This is a genomic window from Maribacter sp. R86514, assembly GCF_044597005.1.
Lineage (GTDB): Bacteria > Bacteroidota > Bacteroidia > Flavobacteriales > Flavobacteriaceae > Maribacter.
On the sequence record NZ_CP138999.1, the window covers coordinates 3110431 to 3121536 of the forward strand.

General features: G+C 34.8%; 10 protein-coding genes and 1 tRNA gene. 5 read left to right on the forward strand and 6 right to left on the reverse strand.

Features of this window, described 5'->3' with window-relative positions:
* The first annotated feature begins 186 nt into the window (after window positions 1-186).
* The 3 genes from tatA (at window position 187) to SJY30_RS13605 (ending at window position 3720) form a co-directional block, all read left to right on the forward strand.
* Window positions 187-372: a twin-arginine translocase TatA/TatE family subunit gene (gene tatA / locus SJY30_RS13595; protein WP_073241438.1), complete on the forward strand. Its 186-nt coding sequence runs from the start codon at window positions 187-189 to the stop codon at window positions 370-372.
* A gap of 332 nt (window positions 373-704) precedes the next feature.
* A complete protein-coding gene (locus tag SJY30_RS13600) occupies window positions 705-3248 on the forward strand; it encodes an OmpA family protein (protein WP_396632697.1) in 2544 nt (847 codons plus the stop codon).
* A gap of 295 nt (window positions 3249-3543) precedes the next feature.
* Window positions 3544-3720 (forward strand): DUF6747 family protein, encoded by a 177-nt coding sequence (locus SJY30_RS13605; RefSeq protein ID WP_396632698.1) that lies wholly within the window; start codon window positions 3544-3546, stop codon window positions 3718-3720.
* Window positions 3721-3825: 105 nt separating this feature from the next.
* Here the strand turns inward: SJY30_RS13605 and SJY30_RS13610 are convergent, their stop codons facing one another.
* The 3 genes from SJY30_RS13610 to SJY30_RS13620 form a co-directional block, all read right to left on the reverse strand.
* Window positions 3826-4830, reverse strand: a complete 1005-nt coding sequence (locus tag SJY30_RS13610) for a DUF4837 family protein (protein WP_396632699.1) — start codon at window positions 4828-4830, stop codon at window positions 3826-3828.
* Between the two features lie 13 nt (window positions 4831-4843).
* Window positions 4844-6475, reverse strand: a complete 1632-nt coding sequence (locus SJY30_RS13615) for a LysM peptidoglycan-binding domain-containing protein (RefSeq protein WP_396632700.1) — start codon at window positions 6473-6475, stop codon at window positions 4844-4846.
* Window positions 6476-6595: 120 nt separating this feature from the next.
* A complete protein-coding gene (locus tag SJY30_RS13620; protein ID WP_396632701.1) occupies window positions 6596-7786 on the reverse strand; it encodes a phosphoglycerate kinase in 1191 nt (396 codons plus the stop codon).
* Window positions 7787-7911: 125 nt separating this feature from the next.
* Here SJY30_RS13620 and SJY30_RS13625 point away from each other — a divergent pair, with 125 nt between their 5' ends.
* Both SJY30_RS13625 and SJY30_RS13630 read left to right on the forward strand, forming a co-directional pair.
* The gene (locus SJY30_RS13625) at window positions 7912-9072 is read left to right on the forward strand and encodes an ATP-binding protein (protein ID WP_396632702.1); all 1161 of its coding nucleotides are present in this window, start codon (window positions 7912-7914) and stop codon (window positions 9070-9072) included.
* Window positions 9073-9078: 6 nt separating this feature from the next.
* Window positions 9079-9492 carry a DoxX family membrane protein gene (locus tag SJY30_RS13630; protein ID WP_396632703.1) on the forward strand — a complete coding sequence of 138 codons (414 nt, stop codon included), beginning with the start codon at window positions 9079-9081 and terminating at the stop codon, window positions 9490-9492.
* 84 nt (window positions 9493-9576) lie between these two features.
* On the opposite strand, the gene SJY30_RS13635 is transcribed toward SJY30_RS13630, so the two are convergent.
* From SJY30_RS13635 to SJY30_RS13645, 3 genes are all read right to left on the reverse strand, one after another.
* Window positions 9577-9650, reverse strand: a tRNA-Cys gene (locus SJY30_RS13635).
* 88 nt (window positions 9651-9738) lie between these two features.
* On the reverse strand, window positions 9739-10110 hold the full coding sequence (gene folB / locus SJY30_RS13640; RefSeq protein ID WP_396632704.1) for a dihydroneopterin aldolase: 372 nt from the start codon (window positions 10108-10110) through the stop codon (window positions 9739-9741).
* Between the two features lie 44 nt (window positions 10111-10154).
* Complete coding sequence (locus SJY30_RS13645; protein WP_396635333.1) at window positions 10155-11099, reverse strand: type IX secretion system membrane protein PorP/SprF; 945 nt, start codon at window positions 11097-11099, stop codon at window positions 10155-10157.
* Window positions 11100-11106 lie beyond the last annotated feature (7 nt).

The window sequence follows — 11106 nt, forward strand, 5'->3', positions numbered from 1 at the left end:
AGATAAACTTAGAAATTTAGTTTTTACCGTTTCTTAAGTGAAATATATGAGCAATAATCACTACTTTGATCAGCTATCTACCTAATTTATAGTTAAAATGTTGATTTAGTAAAACCAATTTGTGTTTACCTCTCTTTTCTTTAGTACTTTTTAGTATCTTTGAAATCCATTTTAAATCATGGTCTTATGACAATATTATCTACTTTTTTAGCCATAGGGGCTCCACAAATAATTCTAGTGGTAGTCGTAATTCTACTATTATTCGGAGGAAAAAAAATACCGGAACTAATGAGAGGTTTAGGTAGTGGAATTAAAGAGTTTAAAGATGCTTCGAAAGAAGATGAACAATTAGAAGAAAAGAAAAAGGAATAAGTTACATCTATTCTTTCATATAACTTTTAAAGCCCTGATATTCAGGGCTTTTTTATTTTACACACCTTTTATTTGTTTTTGAAATCTCATGTGTAAGCACCGTAAGCGCAACTTATCGTATAAATTGTCTGTTTATCGAGACCGCATTGGCTACGAGGCTACTAAATAGTATGCATACACGACATAAAAACCCTCTTTCACAACAATTACTATTCAAAATATTGCTTTACTACTAATTTCGTTAGACTTATAGTACTAAAAATCCATAACTAACCGTTGGTACTATACTTAAAACCCCTGTTGAATGTAAAGTTCAACTAAGAATTATGTCTATGAGAAGTGTATTGAATTTATTTTTTCTGGTCTTTATCGTTTTTGCCCAAGCTCAAGGTTTTCAAGATGAACTAGAGTCCGATGTATCAAATAACACCGACAACCCAATAGTATCGGTAGCCGAAGAAAACGACAAAAAAGATTTTCAAAGAGCTGCTGAAGCACTATCTATTCCGTACAGGGCTTTTCATGATATTCCAGAAACCGAAAATGGATATTACGTTGTAGCAGGTGCCTTCTCCAAAAATAAAAATCTAAAGTCTCAAATTAAAAAACTTAATAGAAAAGGTTTTAACGCAGGGTACTTTCAAAATCCTCAAAACCTTTTATACTATTTATACTTAAACCACTATACTTCTTGGGAAGAAGCATTGAATGACTGTTCAACAGAATTTGATAATCGTTACGATGATGAAGTTTGGATTTTAAAGATGATAAACAGTAACTCATATGTTGAATCAGAATCATTAGCTAAGTTACCTGCCGAACCAGGAATAGAAACTACTACAATATTCGATGAAAACGTAACATTAGAAAAAACACCAGAATTAGTATTAGCTCAAGAAAGTTTGTTAGAAACAGAAACTATACCTGTAGAAGATGTTTCTTATGATATGCTTACCTCGTCAAAAGAAAAAGACCCTGCCTACAAATCTAAACTTATAAAAAGAGCAGATGAGTATTTTGATAAAATGTGGTATGCAGAGGCTGCTAAAATTTATGAGCAAGCTTTATCTAAAGGGGAAAAAGCATATACATATGATGTATTAAAGAAAGCAGGTGATGCCCATTACTTTAATACCGATATGGAAAACGCATATAAATGGTACAACATATTATATACTAAATATGAGTCTGACATGAGTTCTGACTACCTATTTAAATATGCACACTCTCTTAAAGGTATTGGAAACTACAAAAGGTCAAAACGCCTTTTAAAATTATATAACAGAAAATTAGCGGGCGAAGAAATTGAGCAGGACATTGAACAAAATGAAATAGTTTTGGACGGACTGTTAAGAATGGAAGAAAGATTCGATATAGACAACCTTTCCATCAACTCTAAGTACTCAGAATTCTCACCTATGTATTACGGTGGGGACGAGGTGGTTTATGCCTCTGCTAAAGATTCTTCGATTTTTAATACCAGAAAGTATAAATGGAACAATCAGCCGTATTTAGATTTATTCGTAGCAAAGGTAAACGAAGAGTCTCAAGATTTTAAAGATGCCATTAAGTTCTCTAAAAAAATAAACACTAAATATCACGAAGCTTCTGTAGCGTTCTCTCCAGATAATGAGACCATGTATTTTACTAGAAATAATTATGGTAAAAAATTAAAGAGAGATAAAAACGGAATTAATCACCTTAAAATTTATCGTTCCAAAAAAGTAGATGGAGAATGGTCAGAGGCAGAAGAAGTTTCTTTTAATAGTGATAACTATTCTACCGGTCACCCTGCATTGAGCCCTGACGGAAAGCAATTATATTTCGTATCTGATATGCCAGGTAGTATTGGTGATACCGATATTTTTGTAGTAGATGTACTTGAAGATGGTTCTTTTTCTTCACCAAGAAACCTTGGTCCTGAAATTAATACGGAGCATAAGGAAATGTTTCCTTTTATAAATGACAAGAAGTTATATTTCTCATCAGACGGTCATGTCGGTTTAGGGGGCTTAGACGTCTTTGAAGTTGCTTTTGATGATGAAGCTGGCTTTTTAGAAGTACGTAATGTAGGTAAGCCTGTTAATAGTAGTAAAGATGATTTTTCATTTATTGTTAATGAAGAAACCCAAAAAGGGTACTTTGCATCTAACCGTGATGGTGGTAAAGGAGATGATGATATCTATTCATTTAAAACCTTGGAAGTTGAAGAAATACCAACTAGTATAAATGCTATTGCTGGTGTGGTAACAGAATTGATTACTGGTGATTTAATGCCTAATGCATTAGTGGAGCTACTAGATGAAAACAACATTAAACTTAAAGAAATGGAAACCGATGAAAACGGTAACTTCATTTTCGAAGATTTAGATGCTGATACTAGATATGTATTAAAAACCACCAAAGGAACATACTTTGACGATACAAGAGAAGCTGCAACTAAAGACAATGAAATTGTCAACGTAGATATCTCGATGAGAAAACTTAATGATATGATCGCTGTTGAAAATGGTATTAAGAAGCTTAAGACAGAGATGATCCACTTTGACTTTGATAAATCATATATACGTGACGATGCTGCTGTAGAACTTAACAAACTAATTGAAGTAATGAACGATTCGCCTAATATGGTCATAAAAATAGAATCTCATACAGATTCAAGGGGTGCGGCGGTATATAACAAATACTTATCTGACAAACGTGCTAAGTCTACCAGAGACTATATCATTTCTCAAGGTATAGACCCAAGCAGAATTGAAAGCGCTATTGGTTATGGAGAAGAAAGATTAATAAACGATTGTGATGGTACCATTCGTTGTACAGAAGAACAACACTACCTAAACCGTAGATCAGAGTTCATAATCGTAGATATGTAATATAAAATAACATCTATAAAACAAAAGACCCGCTATGTAGCGGGTCTTTTGTTTTATATCACATTCAAGGAATTGTACTTTCAAAGTAAATACAATCATGATTGGTTATGCAAGCTGTTATGTATCAATCAACTTCAACATTTAAAATGTGTAGTTAATCTATAATTTTTTACACTTAAAAGATAAGCTTCTCAACCAGTTACATTTTGTAGAGTAATTGGGTTTTTTACCTAAACTTTTCAATAAAGGCATTAAGATTGAACATCTTTACGGTAGAACTCCTAAATCATTGAACATGGAAAAAATTACTTTAGTCAAAGAAATCTACATTGAAGCCTTTAGAAACTGGAAAAGTTTCATTTTAGAACATTATTTTAAAATATTCTCCTGGTTGTGTTTTCTATTGATTGCATATGCTTCTTATGCCCTAATTTTTAGAGTATCTACAGGTTTTTCTTTTAGCAACTTATAATACTGTTACAGTTTAGTTCTCATTTTAGACCAAACGGTATTAATATAAAAAACGCTCAGGAAATTCCTGAGCGTTTTGCTTTTTATGATACTAAATAAATAGTAGTTATTTACTTTCCTCGTTAACATTGAACTTCACAGATTTCATGATCGCCTCTAGTTCGAACATGTAATCTCTTTTTTTAGTTGCAGGGGCAAAAACAAAGCCTTCGATAATTAATTTACGATTGTTCTCTTTATCGCTAATAATATAGGTTAAAAACGGACCTGCCATAGGGTAAGCCGACATTTCCCAGATTCCCCTTACCTCTGCTGCTTTTTTACCTGAAACCTCAGCAGGGAAGACATATGGAGAAAAAGCTTTTTCTGTAATCATATGATTTTGCTTACCAGGTATATCTTCGCCACCAATATAAAGTCCGCCAATAGAATCGCGCATCTTTATAATATCCTGTACAAAAGTAGAATCGTTCTTGAAACTATCCCATGGCATGGTGTATGCGATAATATTCATGTTTCCCTTTTGAATTTGACGATCTATCCATACAAAGTTATCTTCTTCTCTACCCACTCTATAAATAGAAGGTATTTTCATTGAAATATCAAACTTGTCCTCTAGCGCCTTTTCTTTATTCAAAGACTTCTCAAAACGCTTTTGCGCCTTACCAATTTCCAATGCTTTAAAATCGGCAATAAACTCTGGTGCGGTTTTATGAATATTTGCTATTAACTCTTCTTTATTCAATCCTTTGATGACACCTACTTTCTGTGGCTTGGCATACATGTTTGATTTCATATGCGCAACATTAAGGGTATCTTCCATAACATACAGCACAGAACTGGTATTACGTATGGCACCGGAAAAAATTTGCTGTGGTATTTGTGTAACGCTAAAAAGAGCTTCATCCCAGGTAAGACCTTGGGCAGCGGCTGTATAATTTTCACGAATAGCATCACCCACACTACTATTCCAAAGGTCGTTATCAATAACCACTGTTAAGGTATTCATAGCGCCTACAGATTCTGGTAAGTAATCTGCTTTGCCCTCTTCTTTACAGGCAATTGACAATCCTAAAATTGCCATAAAACAAAGTAAAATTCTTTTTTTCATTGGTGTTTTTAATTTACGATGAACAGTCGCACAATTTAAGTTTTGTGCCTAGCTTTAAATTATTACCACTAATACCGTTCCACTTTCGTAAATTTTCAATAGTTACACCAGGATATTTTCTAGAAATCGTCCATAAACTGTCTCCACTTCTCACCTCATGAGTTTTAGAATTACCTGCAACTGCCGTTCTAGAAGGGGTTTCCTTAGGCTTTACAGAAGAGCTAGCTTTTTTTCTAGGGTATATGGTTAAACGTTGTCCAATACGTAAATTATTACTTCGTAAACCATTCCATTGCTTTAATTGGCTTACACGCACTCCGTAACGTTCCGCAATTTTACCAAGAAAATCACCATCTCTAACTTTATATCTAATACTATTTGCGTCTGCTTGCTTTGTAATTTGAGCGATCGGACTTTCTTTACTTTTCAATTCCTTCTCCACATGGGCATAAATTGCTGCTTCGTTAGCCACAAATTTTCCCATTTTATGAACAGGCAATCGTAATGCATGAGGTTTACCTTCTATAAAAGGAATAACATCTAGTTTATAATGAGGATTAAGGACCTTTAGCTCTTCTTTATCAATAGCCGCTAATTCAGAAATTTGATCGAATGTAATTAAGCTTTTTACATGTATGGTATCCGTTTCAAAATATGCACGGTCTGTCTTTTTTGATTTTAAGCCATGCTCTTCCGCATATTCAAATATGTACATGGTGGCTTGAAAAGCAGGAACGTAACCAGCAGTTTCCCTTGGCAGGTTTCTTCTAATATTCCAGTAATTACGTTGCCCACCACTTCTACGTATAGCCTTGTTTACATTACCTGGACCAGAATTATAGGCTGCCAATGCCAAATCCCAATCATCATATATTCTATGTAATCTATTTAGATAGTTAGCAGCTGCAGCTGTAGATTTTATAGGATCGCTACGCTCATCTACATAACTATTGATATTCAATTTCATTTCTTTACCCGTACCGTACATAAATTGCCAAAGACCTGTTGCCCCTACTCTTGAACGTGCTTTAGGATTTAATGCAGATTCAACAATAGACAAATATTTCATTTCTAACGGAATATTCTTATTGTCAAATTCTTGTTCAAATAAAGGAAAGTAAAATTGGCTAATGGTAAGCATACGCTCCATTAACCCCCTTTTTCTGGTCAAAAATGATTTGATAACACTTTCTAAAGACTTATTGTACTCAACGTTAAAAGGTGTTTTTGCGTTTAATCTTGCCAAACGCATCTTCAATGTATCTGTAGGCAAATCTAAAACGAATGTAGAAGCTGTATCGGGCTCAACTAAGATTTCCTCGTACATTTCATTGTAAAGAGGTGCCGCCTCAACCAATTCTTTCATCCAAAGACTATCAAACTTGGCAGCCAAAGCGTTATCCTGAAGATTATAAGAAGAAGATTTCGTTGGTTTAAATAGCGTTAAATTTTCTGTTTGAGAATTTTGTACGATACTCATTTGACCTAACGGAGCTTCATTTTTCAATGAATCACTTACGACTATTGTGGTAGTGATCAAAGAGTCTGTAACAGTTGTGACTGTTTCCTGTTGTTGTGCCGATCCTAAAATAGGAACTAAGCTTAATCCTAAAAAATAAAAACAGTTATAGGCTACTTTCTTCATAATGGGGTGAAAATATGTTAACGGAACAAACGAAAATCGTACATTTTTTAATGAGAATAAAATAATTTCTCTTAAAATGCACAAATTTTCGTTGTATGCCGTTTATCGATAACCCCTTTACTAGTCTAATATAGCAGCGATCCCAGGTAATGTTTTACCTTCTAAACTTTCTAACATTGCACCTCCACCTGTTGATACATAACTAACTTTGTTTTCAAAGCCAAATTGTTTCACTGCGGCAACAGAATCTCCACCACCAACTAAAGAAAATGCACCTTCTTTGGTAGCTTCGGCAATATAATCACCAACAGCTATGGTCCCGGCAGCAAATTTCTCCATTTCAAAAACACCAATTGGTCCGTTCCAAAGAATAGTCTTAGAAGCTAGAATCACTTTTTTGAAGTTTTGTAAAGTATCAGGTCCGGCATCTAATCCTTGCCAACCATCTGGTATTTTATCTACATCTACCACTTGGGTATTTGCGTTTGCATCAAAAGCATCTGCAGCAATTACGTCTACAGGTATATGAACGTTTACATTCTTCTGTTTAGCCTGTTCAAGAATCTCCATAGCAAGTTCCATTTTATCGTCTTCACAAATAGAATCTCCTATTTTACCTCCTTGAGCCTTAATAAAGGTATAAGTCATACCACCACCAATAATAAGATCATCTATCTTATCAAGTATGTTTTCAATAATCGTAATCTTAGAAGAAACCTTTGCTCCGCCAAGAATTGCCAAAACAGGTTTTTCACCAGTCGCCATCACTTTATCTATAGACTCAATTTCTTTCGCTAATAAATATCCAAAACATTTAGCTTCCGGAAAAAATTTAGCTGCTACTGTAGTTGATGCATGTGCACGGTGAGCCGTGCCAAAAGCATCATTTACATATATATCACCTAATTTAGAAAGTTGCTCGGCAAAAGCTTCGTCTCCTTTTTCTTCTTCGCTATGAAATCTAAGGTTCTCCAATAAAAGTACCTCTCCACTTTTTAAATCCGCAACAGCTTTTTCAGCTTCTGCACCAACACAATCTGCAACAAACTTTACAGCTACACCAATAACATCAGAAACAGCATCTACGATATGACTTAAAGACAAATCTGGATTGCGTTCCCCTTTTGGTCTTCCCAAATGACTCATTAACACAGCACTACCGCCATCTTCCAACACTTTTATAATTGTTGGCTTAGCTGCCTGAATTCTAGTGTTATCAGTTACTTCAAATTGGTCATTTAATGGAACATTGAAGTCCACTCTAATTAACGCCTTTTTATCTTCAAAATTAAAGTCATTCAATACTTTCATGTGATATTACCTTTTGTTAGGTAACAAATGTAAAGATTAAATGGCTTGTGATAAAGTGCTATTTAGGATAATTTACACCCAATACCATTAAATTTGTTGTGCTTTAAACAACTATATTTGAATCTATGTTATTCAATGAAATTTTAGGACTTTCACATATTAAAAAGCATTTATCCTCTAGTGCAGATGCAGGTAGAATACCACATGCCCAGTTATTTGTTGGTCCAGAAGGCTGTGGGCTTCTGCCTATGGCATTAGCTTATGCTCAATATATTATCTGTCAAAACACTAATGGAGATAACAGTGGTGGCAATGAAGCTTGTAATTTAAAGTTCAAGTCGTTTGCCCACCCAGATGTTCATTTTGCATTTCCTGTTTCTAATTCCGATAAGGTGAAGTCTCACGCCGTAAGCAACCATTACATGAAAGAGTGGCGAGAGTTTATTACGGAACAGCCCTATGGAAATCTGTTCGATTGGTATCGCCATATTGAAATTGAAAAGAAACAAGGTCAAATTGGTGTTGATGAAGCACAGGATATCGTAAAAAAATTATCCTTAAAATCTTATGAAGGCGGATATAAGGTGATGCTTATTTGGATGGCTGAAAAGATGAACACAGCCGCTTCGAACAAATTATTAAAACTGATTGAAGAACCGCCCGATAAAACCATCTTCTTACTATTGTGCGAGGACGAGGAGCAAATTATACAGACCATAAAATCTAGATGTCAAATAGTTCATTTTCCTCCTTTGGCGGAAGACGCCATAGCCACGGCTTTAAGTGAGAAAGGGGCAAGCAATGCAGAAGCAATGCTATTGGCTCACGAAGCCAACGGTAATTATAACAAAGCTCTTGATCTCTTAAATAAGGATTCTGAAGACCTTGTGTTTGAAAATTGGTTTGTACAATGGGTAAGAACCGCATTCAAAGCAAAAGGTAACAAGGCCGCAATTCATGAATTGTTATTATGGAGCGAAGAGGTTGCGAAAACCGGTAGAGAAACGCAGAAGAATTTTCTAAGTTATTGCATTACCGTAATGAGGCAGGCTTTGATGATCAATTATGGAGCTGAAGAACTTGCTTATCTAAAAATACATGCCGAAGGTTTTCAACTAAAGAAATTTGCGCCCTTTGTGCATGAAAATAATATTTTGGACATTACCAAAGAGCTAGAAGATGCTATTTACCACGTGGAAAGAAATGGGAATTCTAAAATCATATTTACCGACCTTTCTATTAAACTAACTAGACTACTTCACAGAAAGAAGTCTGCACTTAAATAAACCACCATGAATGCAGTTTTGAACAACGCCACAGAAATTTTATTGCTATTGTTTTTGATTATTACTTTTTTACAAAGCGGAATTGATAAAATAACCGATTGGAACGGTAATATATCTTGGCTTAAAGAACACTTCTCAAAAACTATATTTAAAAACATAGTCCCTTTATTGGTCGGTATAATCTTGGTTACCGAAGTTGTTGCAGGTTTGTTATGTATAGTAGGTATATATGAGATTTTTAGTTCCGGAAAATCAAGTTTCGCACTGTATGGGGCAATATTATCAGGTATAACATTGCTAATGCTATTATTTGGGCAGAGACTTGCAAAAGATTATGAAGGTGCTAAAACAATAGCTGTTTATTTTATACCAACAATTCTTCTTGTATTTCTACTACAAGCTCAGAGCTATCATTTTTAATAAGAGGTAAAACTGCTTGTAAAAGATAACCCATTTTTATTCCAATGTTTTGGAAACAAAAAACCCTCCTAATTAGGAGGGTCTTGGAGGCATCGAGCGGATTCGAACCGCTGTACAAGCTTTTGCAGAGCTGTGCCTAGCCACTCGGCCACGATGCCATTTTTTAGCGAGAGCAAAAATAAACATTATTCCCAATTTAAGCTGCATTAACAACTAAGAAATTATATTTATTTAAGGTCGGATGGATTATTGAACAGATTGTCCCCTTTGCAAATTCAATGATACCGTTACCTTTTCAACGTCACCGTTTATAGGTGGATTAATTTTAGAAACGGAAACCATAGCAGCATCTACGGTTGGAAGTTCAATAAAAATTCTGTCGATTATTCTTTTGGCCACATGCTCTAATAACTTAGAAGGCGTAGCCATCTCTTGTTTTACAATCCGGTTGATATGAACATAATCAACAGTATCTTTCAACTCATCGGAAACTGAGGCAACCAATAAATTTGTGTCGACGGATACGTTGACCAAATAATCACTGCCAATATTGGTTTCTTGGGGCAAACACCCGTGGTGGGCATATGCTTTTATATTCTCTAATTGTACTTTACCCATTATTTATGTTCTGGAAATCAAAGTTAATGAATCTCCATGAAGGATTAATAAGTACAACGACAATTACTGATACCCTGAAATAAATCTACCCCTAAGGTGATTACATGCGTACCAGAACTATAGCCAAGAAGTTCGTTAAGAATAACTTGATAAGAATATCCGAAGTAAAAATTACTTTTCTTTAGACCTGCTATAGGAGCGATGTAAAGCGGATTACCAATTTGATCATTCAAGAAACGATAGTTGACACCTGCATAGAAATAATCTTCAAAATCGTAAAATCTAAATTTCAAGTTTAAATCCGTAACAGAACGCCCATCACTCTCAAATAATTGGAACAATACAGATGGTTCGATTTCCATCTTACTGGTTCTTTTCTTCATGTATCTATAACCCGTATACACATAATAGTTTCTTAATCTATTAGGCTCGTAAAGGGCGTTGAAATTACTTAAATCCTTATCTAAGATATTTGAAGCATTGATACTGAAATAAAATTTGTCATATCTATAAAGTGCCCCAATATCAAAGTTATGATTAGTAGTTGCTCTATCGTCGGTAACAGCCTGATCTTCAGAATCAAATTCCTGAATATCAATTCTAAACTGATTAAAGTTATACGATATACCGAATGATAAAAACTCATCATCATAACGATCTAATGTAAGGTGATGTGCAAAAGAAAACCTAGCTCCTTGTTGCTTTGTTTGTCCATTACTATCGTTATACAATAGCATACCAATACCAGATTTCTCACCAACACGCATATCTGCAGCTAGAGATTGGGTATCGGGTGCATCTTTAATACCTACCCACTGTGTAAGACCGTTAAGTCTTATTTTAACATGGTCACCGATACCTGCGTAAGTTGGAGACATTACAAAGGGGTTGTCGGCTAGATATTGAGATAATTGAGGTATCGTAAGCTCCTGCCCTCTTAGGGAGCATACGCTTATAAATAATACCAGTGTCAATAGACTGTTCCGCATCATCATT

Excerpts from the sequence above, each read along its gene's own strand:
- tatA (WP_073241438.1), top strand. The coding sequence starts at position 187 with ATGACAATATTATCTACTTTTTTAGCCATAGGGGCTCCACAAATAATT.
- SJY30_RS13600 (WP_396632697.1), top strand. The coding sequence starts at position 705 with ATGAGAAGTGTATTGAATTTATTTTTTCTGGTCTTTATCGTTTTTGCC.
- SJY30_RS13605 (WP_396632698.1), top strand. The coding sequence starts at position 3,544 with ATGGAAAAAATTACTTTAGTCAAAGAAATCTACATTGAAGCCTTTAGA.
- SJY30_RS13610 (WP_396632699.1), bottom strand. The coding sequence starts at position 4,830 with ATGAAAAAAAGAATTTTACTTTGTTTTATGGCAATTTTAGGATTGTCA.
- SJY30_RS13615 (WP_396632700.1), bottom strand. The coding sequence starts at position 6,475 with ATGAAGAAAGTAGCCTATAACTGTTTTTATTTTTTAGGATTAAGCTTA.
- SJY30_RS13620 (WP_396632701.1), bottom strand. The coding sequence starts at position 7,786 with ATGAAAGTATTGAATGACTTTAATTTTGAAGATAAAAAGGCGTTAATT.
- SJY30_RS13625 (WP_396632702.1), top strand. The coding sequence starts at position 7,912 with ATGTTATTCAATGAAATTTTAGGACTTTCACATATTAAAAAGCATTTA.
- SJY30_RS13630 (WP_396632703.1), top strand. The coding sequence starts at position 9,079 with ATGAATGCAGTTTTGAACAACGCCACAGAAATTTTATTGCTATTGTTT.
- folB (WP_396632704.1), bottom strand. The coding sequence starts at position 10,110 with ATGGGTAAAGTACAATTAGAGAATATAAAAGCATATGCCCACCACGGG.
- SJY30_RS13645 (WP_396635333.1), bottom strand. The coding sequence starts at position 11,099 with ATGCGGAACAGTCTATTGACACTGGTATTATTTATAAGCGTATGCTCC.